Origin of the sequence: Mesorhizobium sp. M4B.F.Ca.ET.089.01.1.1 (genome assembly GCF_004022605.1) — a bacterium.
Taxonomy (GTDB): domain Bacteria; phylum Pseudomonadota; class Alphaproteobacteria; order Rhizobiales; family Rhizobiaceae; genus Mesorhizobium; species Mesorhizobium abyssinicae.
Genome location: NZ_RZOS01000103.1, coordinates 1 through 14,989, shown reverse-complemented (window position 1 = coordinate 14,989; position 14,989 = coordinate 1). Strand labels below are relative to the sequence as shown.

General features: G+C 61.6%; 16 protein-coding genes. 4 read left to right on the top strand and 12 right to left on the bottom strand.

The window, feature by feature from the left end; genetic code table 11:
* Positions 1-1,088: MFS transporter (locus EN780_RS12760; protein WP_133372608.1), on the bottom strand; the 1,088-nt coding region annotated here is incomplete at its 3' end.
* Between the two features lie 3 nt (positions 1,089-1,091).
* Positions 1,092-1,832 carry an MBL fold metallo-hydrolase gene (locus EN780_RS12755; protein WP_128274084.1) on the bottom strand — a complete coding sequence of 247 codons (741 nt, stop codon included), beginning with the start codon at positions 1,830-1,832 and terminating at the stop codon, positions 1,092-1,094.
* A gap of 72 nt (positions 1,833-1,904) precedes the next feature.
* Here EN780_RS12755 and EN780_RS12750 point away from each other — a divergent pair, with 72 nt between their 5' ends.
* Entirely contained in the window at positions 1,905-2,573 is a 669-nt protein-coding gene (locus tag EN780_RS12750; protein WP_128274083.1) for a metalloregulator ArsR/SmtB family transcription factor, read from the top strand.
* Positions 2,574-2,606: 33 nt separating this feature from the next.
* Here EN780_RS12750 and EN780_RS12745 read toward each other — a convergent pair whose 3' ends face one another.
* The 8 genes from EN780_RS12745 to EN780_RS12710 form a co-directional block, all read right to left on the bottom strand.
* Positions 2,607-3,269 carry an RNA ligase family protein gene (locus EN780_RS12745; protein WP_245499946.1) on the bottom strand — a complete coding sequence of 221 codons (663 nt, stop codon included), beginning with the start codon at positions 3,267-3,269 and terminating at the stop codon, positions 2,607-2,609.
* A 216-nt stretch (positions 3,270-3,485) separates the two neighbouring features.
* Entirely contained in the window at positions 3,486-3,824 is a 339-nt protein-coding gene (locus tag EN780_RS12740; RefSeq protein ID WP_127310430.1) for a hypothetical protein, read from the bottom strand.
* Positions 3,825-3,842: 18 nt separating this feature from the next.
* Positions 3,843-4,403, bottom strand: a complete 561-nt coding sequence (locus EN780_RS12735; RefSeq protein ID WP_189556527.1) for an ATP-binding protein — start codon at positions 4,401-4,403, stop codon at positions 3,843-3,845.
* A gap of 3 nt (positions 4,404-4,406) precedes the next feature.
* Positions 4,407-6,773: a SpoIIE family protein phosphatase gene (locus EN780_RS12730; protein WP_128274081.1), complete on the bottom strand. Its 2,367-nt coding sequence runs from the start codon at positions 6,771-6,773 to the stop codon at positions 4,407-4,409.
* Positions 6,770-7,948 carry a class I SAM-dependent methyltransferase gene (locus EN780_RS12725; RefSeq protein ID WP_127310432.1) on the bottom strand — a complete coding sequence of 393 codons (1,179 nt, stop codon included), beginning with the start codon at positions 7,946-7,948 and terminating at the stop codon, positions 6,770-6,772. Before EN780_RS12725 ends, EN780_RS12730 begins: the two co-directional genes overlap by 4 nt.
* A complete protein-coding gene (locus EN780_RS12720) occupies positions 7,945-8,466 on the bottom strand; it encodes a ubiquinone biosynthesis methyltransferase UbiE (RefSeq protein ID WP_127310436.1) in 522 nt (173 codons plus the stop codon). Before EN780_RS12720 ends, EN780_RS12725 begins: the two co-directional genes overlap by 4 nt.
* A gap of 162 nt (positions 8,467-8,628) precedes the next feature.
* Complete coding sequence (locus tag EN780_RS12715) at positions 8,629-10,278, bottom strand: bifunctional diguanylate cyclase/phosphodiesterase (protein ID WP_128274086.1); 1,650 nt, start codon at positions 10,276-10,278, stop codon at positions 8,629-8,631.
* Between the two features lie 395 nt (positions 10,279-10,673).
* Entirely contained in the window at positions 10,674-11,816 is a 1,143-nt protein-coding gene (locus tag EN780_RS12710; protein WP_127284467.1) for an AraC family transcriptional regulator, read from the bottom strand.
* Positions 11,817-12,051: 235 nt separating this feature from the next.
* Here EN780_RS12710 and EN780_RS12705 point away from each other — a divergent pair, with 235 nt between their 5' ends.
* On the top strand, positions 12,052-12,354 hold the full coding sequence (locus EN780_RS12705) for a hypothetical protein (RefSeq protein WP_127284466.1): 303 nt from the start codon (positions 12,052-12,054) through the stop codon (positions 12,352-12,354).
* 113 nt (positions 12,355-12,467) lie between these two features.
* Positions 12,468-12,698 carry a hypothetical protein gene (locus EN780_RS12700; protein ID WP_128274077.1) on the top strand — a complete coding sequence of 77 codons (231 nt, stop codon included), beginning with the start codon at positions 12,468-12,470 and terminating at the stop codon, positions 12,696-12,698.
* A 114-nt stretch (positions 12,699-12,812) separates the two neighbouring features.
* Here EN780_RS12700 and EN780_RS12695 read toward each other — a convergent pair whose 3' ends face one another.
* On the bottom strand, positions 12,813-13,415 hold the full coding sequence (locus EN780_RS12695) for a sulfotransferase family protein (protein ID WP_128274075.1): 603 nt from the start codon (positions 13,413-13,415) through the stop codon (positions 12,813-12,815).
* Between the two features lie 21 nt (positions 13,416-13,436).
* Positions 13,437-14,336 (bottom strand): VOC family protein, encoded by a 900-nt coding sequence (locus EN780_RS12690; protein ID WP_128274073.1) that lies wholly within the window; start codon positions 14,334-14,336, stop codon positions 13,437-13,439.
* A gap of 176 nt (positions 14,337-14,512) precedes the next feature.
* Here EN780_RS12690 and EN780_RS12685 point away from each other — a divergent pair, with 176 nt between their 5' ends.
* Positions 14,513-14,812: a hypothetical protein gene (locus EN780_RS12685; RefSeq protein WP_127310928.1), complete on the top strand. Its 300-nt coding sequence runs from the start codon at positions 14,513-14,515 to the stop codon at positions 14,810-14,812.
* The last annotated feature ends 177 nt before the right edge of the window (positions 14,813-14,989 follow it).

Here is a 14,989-nt window from a genome sequence, read left to right as displayed (position 1 = left end):
ACGCTAAGCGAACGGGCGCGCCAGCTCGGATGCGAGGCGTCGGAAACCGCGGCGATCAGGCTTGGATAGACCATCGCCGTTCCAAGGCCGAGAAGAAGGCTGCCGACGAGCCACCACTCGAACCGGCTGGTGGCCGCGGTGAGAAACAGGCCGCCGGCCTGAACCCACATTCCGGCGACGATCAAGCCTTTGCGACCCCAGCGATCGCTCAAGGGGCCGGTGACGACCTGCAGGATTCCCCAGGTCGCGGGATAGATCGCCTTCAGGATGCCGATGCGCTCGACGCCAAGCCCGAAGGAGGCGAAGAACAATGGGAAAATACCCCAGCTCATGCCGTCGTTGAGGTTGTTGACGAGACCCGCTTGCGATGCCGCGAACAGATTGCGATCCCTGAACGAGGTTAGCGCAAATACCTCCCGGAAACTGATCGGCGCGGACTGCTGCTTGTGGGCGGACGCCTCCAGCCTGAGGTGGTCGCGCGTGTCACGGACGAGCAAGATCGACAGCACGGCGCCGATCACGGCGTAGCCCATGCCGAGATAGATCGGCGCGGGACGCAGACCATACCGCGAGGCGAGATAGCCAGTGAGGAACGCCGTCACGCCGACGGCCAGGTAACCGGCAAATTCGTTGAGGCCGACGGCGAGGCCGCGCGATTTCGGACCAACGAGGTCGACCTTCATGATGACCGTCATCGACCAGGCGAGCCCCTGGTTGATGCCGAGCAGGGCATTGGCCGCAATCACCCATCCCCAGCTCGGCGCCCAGATGATCATGAACGGGACCGGCAGGCCGACAAGCCAGCCGAGGACGAGAACGCGCTTGCGGCCCCAGGCATCCGCGAGTTGGCCCGAGACCAGATTGGCAAGCGCCTTGACCACGCCGAAGCTGACGATGAAGGAGACGACAAGTGTCGTCGAGGTGATGCCGAACTCTTCCGACCCGATGAGCGGCACGACCGTTCGTTCGACCCCGACCATGCCGCCGACAAAGGCATTCACCAGCATAAGCAGCGCAAACTGCCGCCAGTTTTCCTTGAGCCCGAGCCTGACAGTCGAGCCTGCCGAAACTGATGCCCCCTCGTTCATTGCTCAGGCCGAGGCGGCGGCGAGACCCGCGTTGGCGGCACGGTTGCGCGCCGCCTCCGGCGGCGGGGGCGGTATGTTCGCGATCATCGTGGCGACGAAAGCGCCCTCGTCATCAATGCGGAACGCCTTGTTGAAGCGCTTCTCGAAGCCAATCGTCGATGTCGGCTTGCCGCTGAGCGAGCGCCCGCAGACCGAGCCGGAGTAGGCGCCGGGCAGCACTTCGACGTGATCCGGCAGTTGCTTGAGGCGGCGCACGCTCGAAAACAGCGTCCGCGCGCCGTCCTCGGCACTGGTTGCAAGTTCGGTTCGTCCGAGATCGCCAACCATGAGAGTGTGGCCCGTCAGCACGAACCATGGCTCGGCCGCGCGTGTCCTGTCCGTGACCAGGAGCGAGATGTGCTCCGGCGTGTGCCCGGGCGTGTGCATGACGGTCATGGTCACGTTGCCGAGCTCGACTACCTCGCCGTCCTTGGCGCGTCGAAATGGGAAACCGGCTTCCGCGCCCTCGAACAGCATGTATTCCGCGCCGGAGGCTGCGGCGAGCGTCCGCCCGGCGGAAATGTGGTCGGCGTGGATGTGCGTATCGACCACATAGAGAATGCGCATGCCGGTCGCCTCGGCAACTCGAAGATAGGGCGCGATATCGCCTACCGGATCGACGACGGCGGCTGCCGACTTGCCTCCGCATCCGAACAGGTAGGATGCAGCGACGGGATCGGAATGGAGGAACTGACGGAGGATCATGACTCTTGCACTCCCTGCCTCGCCCGAGATAACATTCAATTATTCTGCTGAATGTTCCATCGAGAATAATGCATGTCAAGCATCGGACCAAAACAGGCGGTTTTCGCCAGCCTTGCCGAACTGGCTCAAGCTCTCGGGCATGCGCACCGGCTGGAGTTGCTGGAGCACCTCGCCCAGGGTGAACGGAATGTCGACGGGCTTGCGGCACGGGCGGGCCTCAGCTTTGCCAACGCCTCGCGCCACCTTCAGATCCTCCGGCGCGCGCACCTTGTCGAGGCGCGGCGGCACGGCAAGCATGTGCTTTACCGTCTTGCCGGAGATACCCAGGTGGTTGAGTTGATGAAGGCCTTGGGGCGCGTGGGCGAGCGGAACGTCGCCGAGATCAATCGCGTCATGGCCGACTACTTCCACGCACGCGACGCGCTGGAGGCTGTGTCGCGCGAAGACCTTGTCTCAAGACTGCATGACGGTCTTGTCACGGTTCTCGACGTCCGGTCGGAGGACGAATTTGCGCTTGGACATCTTCCGGGGGCGCTCAACATTCCGCTCGCTGACCTTGAACGCCGGCTGGCGGAGCTTCCCGCCAACCGGGAGGTCATCGCCTATTGCCGCGGTCCTTATTGCGTTCTGTCCTTCGAGGCTGTCGCGTCATTGCGGGCGCGAGGGTATGTCGTTCATCGGCTCGAGGACGGCTACCCCGAATGGAAGGCTGCGGGCCTTCCGGTTGAGGCGGCGGCCTAAAGTGGCCTCGCACCCTTGGGCCTTGCGGGACGGCTACGCCGGGATGGGCGCGGAATATTTGGCCTTCAGCCATGTGTTCGACGGTCCGCTGCTGTAGCGGCTGTCGGCGCGCTTCGAGATGATGCCTTCGAGCCCCATCTTCTCGGTGGCGCGGATGATGCCCACCGCACTGCCCTCGAAATGCTCGCTGTATTGGATCCTGCCGAGGCCGGGCTCGACCAGTTGCCACAGCGCCTGCTTGCGCTGCAGCAGCGGCAACGAGGCCAGATCGCGACCGTCAAGATGGAGGATGTCGAACGCGACGAAGACCAGCCGGCTCGGCTCGTGCCAGATCGCGGTTTCCAGCGCGGGGCGATCGGGAGAGCCCTGCTCGCCCGGCACAATGACCTCGCCGTCGAGAATGGCGGACCGGCACGGCAGCTCTACTTCCAGCGCGATGGGCCAGTATTTCGTGGTCCAGTCACGGCCGTTCTTGCTGTAGAGGCGCACCCCGCCCTTATCGATGATGATCTGCGTCCGGTAGCCGTCAAGATGGACTTCGTGAACCCATCCCTCATCTTCGGGCGGCTGCTCGACCCGAGTCGGGATCTGCGGCGGGATGAACTCCAGCCGGCCGCTGTTGACCTTGGCTCGCTTACTCAATGACGCCACCTTTGACCACGCGGCGGCGGCTTGTCGGCACAGGCGGCCCGACATCCCCCCAACCTGGATGCCTGCCGCCTGTGCCGAGCCCCCGCCGAGTCATTGCAATCATCTACGCACGGGGCCGATTTGTCGTTAGCCCCGCATCCAAATACTTATCCTGGGGTACATATCTCGCTCAGTGCGGCGCTCTGGCACCATCCCTGACGCCAAATGTTATCTGGGATTGTCGCGAGCCACTTGGGCCTTGGCCAGTTCACGGCGACCCGGTCAGTCCATCAAAAGCACCAGGGCCGGATGCAGCTTCTTCAGATTCGGCAATGATTTCGATTGCCAGGGTATGTCGGGCGTTCCACGCACGACCAACCGGACATCAGGATGCTTGCGCACCTCGATGGTAAATTTCGCCAGCAGGTTGATGCCGGAAGAGTTGAGAAAGTGAAGGTCCTTCAAATTGAGCGTAATAGAAGCGGGATTTGACGCAAGCACACTGGTCGCCAAAGCCGTGATGGGCGCACCGGCTTGTGAACTGGCGAGCCGCATTGAACCGTCGAAAAATATATCGCTTCCCTCAATCCACACACGGTAATCGTCTGTCTTGATTTCCATAGCCTGGTTTCGTTTCTTCTAGTTTTGAGTTTGCGAGATCGGAATGGAGGCGTATGTCTCCAGGCAAACCCGATCGCTTTCGTCCGCTGAGCTGAATATCCAGGCCAGGCGTGCGCCATAGTCGCTCATCAACGTCAGCAGTCCGAGCCCGGAGCCCGACATGTCGGGGTTCGCGGCATTCGCTTCTATTCGCTGTATCAGCAGGTCCTTGGGGTCGCCAACCGTGATGTCGGCCAGGAGAGTTTGGAACTCGGACGCGTCTTGACCATCGATGTCGTTCGACACCTTGAGCTTGAAGCACTCCGAATCCATCGACGCCTCGATCACGATCTCACCCGGGGCGCGAAACTTGACGGCATTTTCGATGAGCTCGTTGACCAGATATCCGATGCTATGCCGCACTTCCAAGTAGTCATTGCGAGACGCCTGAAAGCGCAATGCGAAAAGATCGGCGATGAAGTCCGAGGTCGTAGCGCAGTGACGCCAACTCAGGTCGAGAGGGCCGTCGAACAGCCGCACGCGACTGACGTTCTCCCTCATCCCGATTGCAATGTCAGGGGTGCCGAACAGCGCGGTCATTGCCTAGGTGTGCCTTATGATCACAAGGGTGATGTCGTCGTGGATCTTCTGGATTCCGATATGGGCCATCAGATCGTCGACGATCCCGGTTTTGATTTCCTCGGCGCTTCGGCCGTGACGTCTTTGCACGCTCTGGGAGAGACGCTCGAACCCGAACAGTCTCTTGTTCTGGTCTTCCGCCTCGGTCACACCGTCAGTGTGCAGGACGATGACGTCGCCGCTGCCGAACCGGATGTCACGCGTGTCAATGAACTGCGAGATGTCGCTCTCCAGACCGACCGGCAGACCCAGATCAAGCGTATCGATGCGTTCGACTTCCCCATCCGCGCGCACGACGAGAACGTCCTCATGCTGGCCGGATAGCGTGACCCGCTCATCCTCAAAGTCAAGGAAAGCCAGCGAGAGATGCTTGTCGGTGTTGGTCCGCTCGATGTTCTTGTAGATCGCGCTGTTCAGCCTATTCAGAAACTGGTGCGGATTCGCCTCGTTGGCCTCCTGCAGCGCACGCGCAACGGATTGGACCATCAGCATCAGCACGCCGCTCTCGAGGCCGTGACCGGTCACGTCGCCGATGCCGACCTTGACCCGCGATCCGTTCTGCAGAACGTCGTAATAGTCGCCGCCGACCTCGTCGGCCGGCCGCATGTAGGCTGCGATCTCCAGCCCGGGAATCGCTTCGAGTTCGAATGGTTTCGGCAAGACCATCATCTGGATCTGCCGGGCAACCGCGAGTTCGGCGCCGAGGCGGACGTTCTCGTCCCGCAGCTTTTCGTTGAGCGCGGAAATCTCCAGGTTTGCGTCCCCGAGTTCCCTGGTTCGGTCGTCGACGAGTTGCTCGAGGTTTTCCGTATGGAAGCTGATCTCCTCGGCCATGCGGTTGAAGGCGATGCCTGCCGCTCCTACCTCGTCGCGCGTTGGAATGTTCACGCGGACTGAATAGTCCTTGGACTGGAGCCGCTGGGCGGCACTGGCAAGCGACCTGAGGCCAGCGGTAATGCGCTTCGAAATTCCGAGCACCGCCGCAAAGACAATCAGGAGCGAAACGACGATCGCGCCGATCTGGAAGAGCAGGATACGATTGGTTGCGCGGGAGATGCTCTGCTGCGCGGCGAACAGCGATGCATAGATCTCCCGTTCGGGCACAACGATACCGACCGACATCGTCTCGGGCTTGATCGGTCCCGAACTCCACAGATTGGTCGGCTTCAATCTCTTCAGGACGACAATGTAGGGTACGCGTTCGCCCTTGTTGTCGAGCATGATATGCTGAATGACACCGTCATTGTTCTGGTCGAGAGGCAGCGACGCGATGGCGGGCTGCGTGCTTCCGCGCAGGGACCTCTCCAGGCCGGTGACGCCCTGCGCGCCCGCATCGCTCGATGACGTCAGGCCGATGATCGCCTGGCCGGACGCATTGATCGCCACCACGTTGCCGCTCGACATCGTGAGGAAACCAAACCCGGTTTCGGCGATCTTCACACGTTCGACGACTTCCGCAAGCTGATCGAGCGTGATGTCTGCCCCCGCCGTGCCGGCGATACCGGTGCGATCGCGCGTCCACAGCGGGTGGAAAAAGCTGACGATCAGCTTTCCCGTGATTGCATCGGTGTAGGGCGCTGTCTGGGTGATGTCGTCAGGGACCGGACGCGAGGCCGGATCCTTGGCCCATTGCTGCCACGACCCATAGATCCCAGGAAAGAAGAACTCCCAGAACTCGGCCTTGTTATGGCCCGGATAGAGCCGGTCGAAGGTCTGTGCCTGGTCCGTATACGGCACCGTCCTGAAGATCGGCCGCTCTTTTGGACCAATATAGTACATCTGCAGTTTGGACGACCCGCTGGCCATGAGCGTCGGCGCGACGAGATCCAGCACGGTACTGTCTTCTATTTCCTGCTGGACGCTCGGCAACGGATTGTGGTCGGCCCCCAGCAGGTAGCCCCAGACGCTTATCACGGACGGCGCGCCCGGCAGGTTCTGCGCCCAATCGCCTTGCGCGTCGTAGACGACCTTCACGGAGCCCGGCGCTTCATGCGAAAGCGTCGCTCCGACCTGTTGCTGCCGCGTAGGATCATCGATCTGGCCCTGCAGCACGCCGGCCAGCGCCTTGACGTCGCCATGGACCCGATCGAGCAGCAGGTCGACACTCAACGCCGTCGACTCGGCATAGGAGCGAATGTACTCCTGGTTTGCGGTCGTCAGGCCCTCACCGACTTCCGATGTGGCATCGCTCGACAGCTTCTGAACGTTCCAAAGCGCCAGACCGCCGCTCAGCAGGAGGTCGAACAGCACGGCGCCGCCAACGACCAACACGAACTTCGCTCGAAAGGAGCGCAGGCCGAAACGCGGTGCAGGTTCGTTGTCGGCTTTCATTGCGGTCGCCGCCCCGATGCGACCCAGATCGGCCAACCCGCATAACCCTTGGGATGTAGCGCCGCGAAAATGTGGTCCTGGAAACCCTGCCGGAACCGTGCGACGAACTCGGGTCCGTCGCCGCGTCTCACCGCCATCTCGCCCGCATAGACATCCGCCCAGGCTACGATGACATCGGCGAAGTCCTGCGGATCGCCGTCCAGGTTGGTGACCATGAAGGTCTCGACACGGATGTCTTCGAATCCGGTTTCGATCAGGTATCGCCTACTCTTGGGTCCAAGCTCGACGTCCATCTCGAAATGCCCGAACAGCTTCGCCACCTCGTTGTAGGTCCAACGAATGCTTTCTGCGCGCGGCTCGCCGAGGCAATGCGAATTCTTCTCGTTGGTGATGTAGACCCGCCCGCCTGGCTTACATATGCGGTAGAGTTCCTTAAGGATGAGTTCCGGTCGATTGAAGATTTGAAGGGAATGCCGGCAGGTGACCAAGTCGAATTGCGCTTCATCGAGCAGCATTTCCGACGCATCGCCATAGGTATATTCGATGCCCCGGATATCGAACTCCCGCATCACCTGTCGAGCATAGTTCAGGCTCGACATGGAGTGGTCGAGGGCGACGATCCGCGATGGCTGGAACTCCTTCTGCACGAGCACGGCGAAATCACCGATCCCGCAACAGATGTCGGCCATGACGATCCCGGGCCTCATGCCGTGCCGCGGCAAGATTGCGCGCTCGTGGCGCCAGGTCATCTTTGTCTGCGTGCGCAGGATTGGAACGAACCCGCCTTCCTCGAGGAAGCCCTGCCCCGGATAGAATTCGCTGTCATACTCCTCGACCGTGATGTTCGGTTCGATTCCGCTCAGGCGACTGAATTTTCGCGAGGTCCAGCCGACGACGCTCGACGTGATGACGACAAATTTGAGATCGGGTCGAGCGCGACAAGCGTCGATGATGATCCTCGAAAAGGCGTGAAACGCGGCGTTGTTCATCTGCGTCAGGCGTCTGACATTGACGTAGAGAACGCCGCGCACACGGCCGATCGCGTCACGCAGCAATGCCAGGCTGGGCGCAAGCTCGTCGATCGCCTGAGGCCGGACCACCCCGGATATGGAGAATTCCTGACTGTTCGCGTCGTATTGCGCCTTGAAGCGTGGGAGAAGGCTGTAAGGGCTCAATGTTCAAAGCCCTCGAGCGGAAGATCCACGACCAGCTTGATCGCATCGCCGTCGGCTTCCTCGACCCTCAGTGTCGCGTTGTAGTCGACAGCCAGTTCCAGGAGTACGATCTCCCGGCTGGGCGCGATATCCCCAGACACGGAACTGACGTATCGCTCCCTGGCTTCCAATCCCGCGACCTGGCTTACGGCTTCCTTGTAGAATTGGCGCTCCTCCGCCACGCAAGGAAATGTCAGCTCGATCCTGTCCGTCGCTCCATGGCGGGACACCCTGCATGCCAGTTCGCCGTCGCCATGGCGCGTGCGAAAGGCAACCTCCAGCAATTCGTTGAAGGCGGAGGAAAAGAGATTTGAATGCCGGACCGAGTCTGACCTCGTCTGGCTGATCATCCGAGCCACGTATGTCGAGACATAGTCGCAGTGCCTCCAGGCGGAGACAAAATTTCTGATTTCCATGTCGATCTGGATCATCGGCTCAAAAGTCGGCTCGCCAGCCAGGTCATGATGAACAGCTCCCATCGGCATCCTCCCTATTCCATCCGTATTGAGCCATGGCGGCGCGATGACCTCCGAGACGGAAATTCCGCCGCCTCGTCATGAGCCAGTCCCGCATGACAAGGGTTGCGCGGTATCTGTCTCGATCGCTTTTACAACTCTCCACTTTACAAAGGGTGCAAGGGGCTAGAGCGCCCGATCCGATTCCTCCATCGCCCGCACCGCCTTGGGCGAGGATCGCCCGATAAAATCGCTGGTCGCCTCGGCTCCGAGCGGCCGTCCCAGGAAATTACCCTGCAGGCAATCGCAATTCTCCTTAGTCAGCCACCGTGCCTGTGCCGACGTCTCAACCCCTTCGGCGGTGACGCTTATTCCCAGGCCGTGCGCCAGATTGATGATCGATCGCACGATCGTCTGGCTTTTGAGATCCGTTTCCAGGTCCGCGATGAAGTATTGGTCTATCTTCAAAGTGTCGAAGGGAAAGTTCTTAAGGTAGCTCAAGGACGAATAGTACGTTCCAAAATCGTCGAGCGAAATTCTTATCCCCAAGACGTTCAAAGTATTTAACGTGTCGATATTGTCGATCGTCCTCTCGAGAAGAACCGTTTCGGTTATTTCCAGCTCTAGTCTGTCGGCGCGAATTCCAACTTCGTCGATGATCTGGGCGACCGTGTCCGTCAGCGAACCGCTAAGGAACTGAGCCGGCGACAGGTTGACCGCGACTGTCAGCGCCGAGGGCCACGTCAATGCCTGGCGACAGGCTTGCTCGAGCACCCATCTCCCGATCTCATCCATCAAACCATCGGCTTCGGCGATCGGGATGAACACGCCGGGCGGAATGATCCCGATCTCGGGGTGCCGCCACCGCAACAGCGCTTCGAAACCGACCACCGACGAACGGGCCCGAATGAGCGGCTGATACTCCAGATAAAGCTCGTTCCGCTCCAGCGCGGTTCGAAGGCTGCGCCTCAGGTTTTCACGTTGCTCGAGCAGGAGCAGCATCGAACGGTTGAACGTTCGAGCGCAGCCGCGTCCATCCGTCTTGGCCGCGTAAAGAGCAATGTCGGCGGCTTTCATCAATTGCTCGCCATCGGCCCCGTGCTCCGGCCCGAAAGCAATTCCGATACTCGAGCCGACGAAGACAGAAATGCCGTTGATGACGAACGGGTCCTTGAACGCATTGACCAGCAATCCGGCGAGGCGCTCGGCTTCGGCCGGCTGCTCCTTGCCCAATTGGATGACAGCGAACTCATCGCCGGCATAGCGGTAGGCGGATTCGCCGTCCTGCAGCGCGTCGCGGATCCGACCTGCCGCGAGTTGAAGAAGCGTGTCGCCGGCTCCATGGCCGAGCGTGTCGTTGACCGCTTTGAAATCGTCCAGGTCGATCTGCAGCAGGGCGGCTTTCGGCTTTGGTCCGCCAACGGTCGTCAGCGCCTGCTGCAGGCGCTCGCCGAATCGCCGCCGATTTTGCAGTCCGGTCAGCACGTCGTGCGTCGCCTGGTGGAGCAGAATCACATGCTCCTGCTCGTCCGCTGCGCTGCGCCCACCGCGCTCTCGTGATTCGACGATTCCCACACCATTTGCGGTGCCGAAGACGAAAACGGATCGGGGTGCTTCGCCCGACGATCGCGGCAGGTCGATGCTTGCCGCAGAGCCGCCCTGGAACACCCGAAGAAATTCGTCGCGACACCTGGAATCGAGGAAGCCCGGGTAGATCTCCCAAATGGCGGCGCCCAGCGCCACCGCGCCGCCATACAGGCCTTTGAGGCTGGTGGCGTAGTGCGTCAGGCGGAAGTCGCGATCATAGAACGACAGCAGCTCGGTCGTGTTCGCCAAAAGGTCAGCGAGAAGCGGTTCGCCGGCACGTGGAACATCGCTCGAGGAAGGGCCCTCGCTCTGCGTGCCGACGCCTGATGCCTCTGGGCGCAAGAGCCACCTCCATAGGCGGTGCGAGTTCGCGTCCCCCAGTTTAGAAATAGCATAACTATCAAGCTTGGCAAACTTTCAGCGCGCCGTATCAACAAGCGTCGCGTGCGGCGCAATTGCGATGAATGCTCGGTTGTGAAGGGTAGCAAGTTATCGATAACGATGAACAGTCACAGTTCGTTAATAAATCGAAATTGGCGGGAATTCAGCTATATGACTGATGCCGTGGTGGAAGCGATTCGAAATATTGTATCCCATGAGGCGGAGCAGCTCCCTGCCCAGGCAAGCCGGTTTTGAGCCCGGAGTCAGCTTCCAAGCGCCTTCAGCCAGCCTTCAAAGGACGAGACCCTGTCGTGCTCGGCAAGCGGGACAGAGTGGGCGGGGCGCGGCGGCACCGCGGAACTTCGGACTTCGCGGGGGCTGTAACCGAATTCCTTGCTGAATGCCCGGCTGAAATTGGCCGCTGAACTGAACCCTACGGCTTCCGCAATATCGACAATGCGCCGGCTGTCCGCCGGATCGCCAAGCGCAACATGGGCTGCCAGGAGCCGGCGACTTTGTATGTAGTGGAGGACACCACCGCTCGGTTCGAACAGCTGATAGAGACGGGAGCGCGAGACGCCGAGCGCACGGCACATTGAATCCGGTGTCAGATGGGCCGCATCCAGATTGTTTTGGACGTATCGGCGGGCGCGCTCCATCAACGCCACGCTGACCAATTGTTCGGCAGCCGCGGCATGTTCCGCCGGGGGCGACAGGCAAGCAATGATCATGCTGCGCGTCGCGTGCACGATGCGGGGGAGATCGTCAGCCGTGAGACTGTGCAACCTTGCTTCGATGCTGTTGAGGTAATCGAGCAAGAGGTCGGCAAAGTTGCCAGACAGGACTGAATTGTTCTTCGCATCCAGGGTTGCCCTCGCGTCGGCGAACAAGTCACGCGGCAGATAGACGAAGAGACTTTCGGATTCCGTTGTCCTGCCGCGAAACGGGTAGCCAAGCGATCTGATCTCCAACTTGCCCGGCTGGTTTTCCGCAACGCGGCGATCGACCTCGGTCCACGACCGGCCAGTGCGCGGCAAGGCGATATACCAGTGATCGATCGAACTGGACCGGAGCTTCGCGGCGGAGCGCATGTAGCTATACGCCGGCGTGCGCTGTTGAACGATCAGCATGCGGCCGAAGTTCCAGGCCGTATGGTCGGCAGGAAAGCCATCGTCGGCCGATTTGTCGTCCGGCAGCTTGACCTCGACAAGCGGTGCCATATGCGCCTGCCAGGCGGCGAACTGCTGCTCCGGCGCCAGTTCGCGCGTTGAAAATGGCAAAGGGTCGAGCGCCGGCGCAAGTGACGGTGCAACCTCGTTATGAGGTTGCGCTTCGCGCGGCCACCGACGTCGATCACGCTCCGGCGCTTGCCTCGCGCGCGCCTCGCCGTGCTTCTTAGCATCCATCGCAGGGTACCTATCCGAATCCGGTATACCCATGCGCCCACGTCAATCATGTGGTGTACCACAGGCACTTGGCAAGACTGGCGGAACTGAAGTCCACAGAAGCGGCCATCATCACGCTGGATGTCAGCAAGAAATGCATTCCGAGATAAGTTTATGGATGTGACGATAACGACACTCCTCACCCCGGTGCGTATAAAATCTGGCATCGTGAAAGCGTAGTTGAGGAGACCACGAGATGAACGCAAAGCTCAAAGCGGAGGCTCGCCGCAAAATCATTCTTGATGGGTACTTTAACAATGAACCCTTGAAAGATATTGCTGCCAGGATCGGATGCTCACTGGCGAGTTTGAAGGTCAGCGCCAGCAAACTCGGCTGCACCAGGACTCCAAAGGAGGCCGCCGCATTTCGGCGCGGCTTTCGTGTCCCCGATGAAAAACGGCGAGACTACTATCAGTTGATGATCGCCGGGCAGTACAAGGCTCGCGAATGCGCGCAGATCTTGGGCCTGTTGACGATGCAGCTGCCGGGTCCTGAGTAGTCGTGTGGCAATACTGTCGACGATATTGTTACTCGGGCGTTCCATCGCCTCGGCGGTTCCCCGGTAAAAAGCCCGCCGCAACCACGCGCGGCGGGCCCTGAAAGGTTCGCAAAATGCCACGCCGGCGTTTCAATGGCACCTGCTTCAGCCCCCACGATCTGGCAATCTGCGAGCGCGTGTTCGATCAGGTCTGCGCGGATGAACATCTCGACCCCTTGGGGCCGGACGCCGAAATTCTGGCCGAGATGGTTGTGGCCATTTTTCGAAATGCTCACACCAGCGAGCGCGACCTGCTGGAGGCGGTCAGGTCTCGACGGAACAAAGTCGCGGGAACCGCGCATTAGGGAGGCAGTAGGCGGTAGGCAGTAGGCAGTAGGGAGTACGGCGAGAGCGTTCAGGACTATCTTCCCACTGCCCTGTTCCCTATTCCCTATTCCCTATTCCCTATTCCCTATCCCTCACTGCCTCACCAGCGCCGCGCGGAATTCCTTCGTACTGTTGCGATTGGGATAGGCCTCGTCAGGCACGGCAACGCCGAGATGGGCGCAGAGCGGCTCCCAGCCGTCGCCGAGGCGGTGGACCAGCAGGCGCTCGCGCGGCACCGTCGCCATGACGGCGGCGACATTGGCCTCATAGACGGCGATCGCATGCGCGCGGTCATGCGGCCTGCCGCCGAACACTCGGGCAGCGACCAAAGTGCGGCCGAGCGCATCCTGGTCCTGGGTCTGGCCGATGCCGACGAGGATGGTCTTCTCGAAACTCTCCCACCAGCTTTCCGGCGAACGCCAGGTGAGGATGACGCGGGCGTCAGGATAGATGTTGATCAGCTCGGGCCAATAATGCGCCGATGGCCAGTCCACGCAGGAATTGTAGCCCGAGAACAGCGCGCTCCAGTCGGGCGCCGCTCCTTTTGCCAGCGCGCGCCACAGCCGCTTCTGCTCGCCGTCGGCCATCACTTCGGACATGTGATGGCAGGGGCCGAAGCCGAGGATTGTCAGCGCCTTGCGCATCGAATCCGTACCCGTCCGGCCAAAGCCCGTGCCGATGACCTTGATCGACATGCCACCCTCCCCCATCGCCACTCAGGTGCCGGCGACCATCATGCGCAGCCGGTTGCCCTCGGGATCGGCGCAGTCCAGCGCGCCGCCCGCCTCGCCGAAGGGCACGCCGGCCTGGCCGAGCCGCTCCGCCACGGCGGCAAGCTCATCGGCTGCGTCGAGCACGACCGTGAAACGCTGCAGCCCCGCCGCGTCCGCTGGCGGTTCCCTCAATTCATCGCGGGCCCAGATGTTGAACGCAACCATGTGCGGGCGCCGGTCGGTGCCGCAGTCGAACAGGCCGAAGGCCCTCGACTGGATGTGCGGCCGGAAGCCGAGCACGCCCACATAGAACGCCATCAGTGTTTCGGGAGAACGGGCGCGCATATGGATATGGCCGATGAAGGCATTCGCCGGCAGTCTTGCCTCAACATGACCGGAATTGCCGAGATCGCGCAGCAGGGCGGCGACATTCAGCGGCTCGAGGCCGGAATGGGCGCTGCCGTCCGTGGCGATCAGGGTGACGCGGCCATCCGGCGCCTCCTGCCTGTCGGCGAGGCGCTCCGGTGTGTCGAAGCAGATCTCGATGCCGTTGCCGGAAGGGTCGGAGACGTAAAGCGATTCCGAAATCAGATGATCCTGGGCGCTGTATCTGAGGCCGGAGGCCTTGAGCCTGGCGGCGGCATGCGCGAGGTCGCGGCGCGTCGTGACGTGGATGGCGACATGGAAGAGACCGCGCGCCTTTTGCGGCAGCGCGACCTCGGCGCCTTCATGCAGCACAATAAGCGCCTTGCCGTCGACCCCAAGCCCGGCCACCGCGTCATCCTCCCCAAGCAGCGACAGCCCGACCGCATCGCGCCAGACGGGCAAGGCCGCCGTAATGTCGATCACCCTGAGATGAACCGGCCCGAGATGGGTGGCGCCTGCCAGCAGTCCGTCGCTCATGCCGGAATATTAGCGGCGAATGATATGGCTGTCAGCAAAGCTGGCACGGGGACGCGGTGAGCTGCGGAAAGTTCGGTGGTCCATTCGATCCCCTGTGGCCTTCCGGCGGAAAACGAACAAGAATGGCATGCCGCCACGCCGCACGATGGCGGCCATAAATGCAGGAGGAGATGCGAATGGACGAGCCCGATCGCTGGCGCAACATGGCGAGCGCGCCGAGGGATGGCAGCCGGATCCTGGTCACGGTGCGGCCGACCGAACAGGGACCGGCCGAGGTCGACATGGCCTATTGGTCGCGCGCCGACCAGCATGGCGAAGAAGGCTGGCGCTCCTCCGACTCCCAGCCGGGCCGCGTGGTCGAATATGCCGAACCGGAATTGAAATGCTGGATGCCGCTGCCCACGGCAGGCCGGGGCTCGATGCCGAGCCCCTGGGAGGGGGAGGACGTGTCGCTGCTGGACGGCTCGGGGATTTAGCGCCAGTCTCCCCCCTTGAGGGGGAGATGTCGCCGAAGGCGACAGAGGGGGGTCGCCGCGCGTGGAGCGCCAGCCTGATCCGCCGCAGGAGGTAGAGCCCAGTCGAACCGACCCCCTCCGCCCTGCCGGCCATCTCCCCCGCAGGGGAGGAGATTGGCAGCTTCAACGCCCTACCCC

What these genes read in the sequence shown, in the direction of transcription:
- EN780_RS12735 (WP_189556527.1), bottom strand. Translation starts at nt 4,403, where the DNA reads ATGACCGCGCTGTTCGGCACCCCTGACATTGCAATCGGGATGAGGGAG.
- EN780_RS12685 (WP_127310928.1), top strand. Translation starts at nt 14,513, where the DNA reads ATGGACGAGCCCGATCGCTGGCGCAACATGGCGAGCGCGCCGAGGGAT.
- EN780_RS12705 (WP_127284466.1), top strand. Translation starts at nt 12,052, where the DNA reads ATGAACGCAAAGCTCAAAGCGGAGGCTCGCCGCAAAATCATTCTTGAT.
- EN780_RS12730 (WP_128274081.1), bottom strand. Translation starts at nt 6,773, where the DNA reads ATGAAAGCCGACAACGAACCTGCACCGCGTTTCGGCCTGCGCTCCTTT.
- EN780_RS12700 (WP_128274077.1), top strand. Translation starts at nt 12,468, where the DNA reads ATGCCACGCCGGCGTTTCAATGGCACCTGCTTCAGCCCCCACGATCTG.
- EN780_RS12755 (WP_128274084.1), bottom strand. Translation starts at nt 1,832, where the DNA reads ATGATCCTCCGTCAGTTCCTCCATTCCGATCCCGTCGCTGCATCCTAC.
- EN780_RS12740 (WP_127310430.1), bottom strand. Translation starts at nt 3,824, where the DNA reads ATGGAAATCAAGACAGACGATTACCGTGTGTGGATTGAGGGAAGCGAT.
- EN780_RS12750 (WP_128274083.1), top strand. Translation starts at nt 1,905, where the DNA reads ATGTCAAGCATCGGACCAAAACAGGCGGTTTTCGCCAGCCTTGCCGAA.
- EN780_RS12695 (WP_128274075.1), bottom strand. Translation starts at nt 13,415, where the DNA reads ATGTCGATCAAGGTCATCGGCACGGGCTTTGGCCGGACGGGTACGGAT.
- EN780_RS12690 (WP_128274073.1), bottom strand. Translation starts at nt 14,336, where the DNA reads ATGAGCGACGGACTGCTGGCAGGCGCCACCCATCTCGGGCCGGTTCAT.
- EN780_RS12745 (WP_245499946.1), bottom strand. Translation starts at nt 3,269, where the DNA reads ATGTCGGGCCGCCTGTGCCGACAAGCCGCCGCCGCGTGGTCAAAGGTG.
- EN780_RS12710 (WP_127284467.1), bottom strand. Translation starts at nt 11,816, where the DNA reads ATGGATGCTAAGAAGCACGGCGAGGCGCGCGCGAGGCAAGCGCCGGAG.
- EN780_RS12720 (WP_127310436.1), bottom strand. Translation starts at nt 8,466, where the DNA reads ATGGGAGCTGTTCATCATGACCTGGCTGGCGAGCCGACTTTTGAGCCG.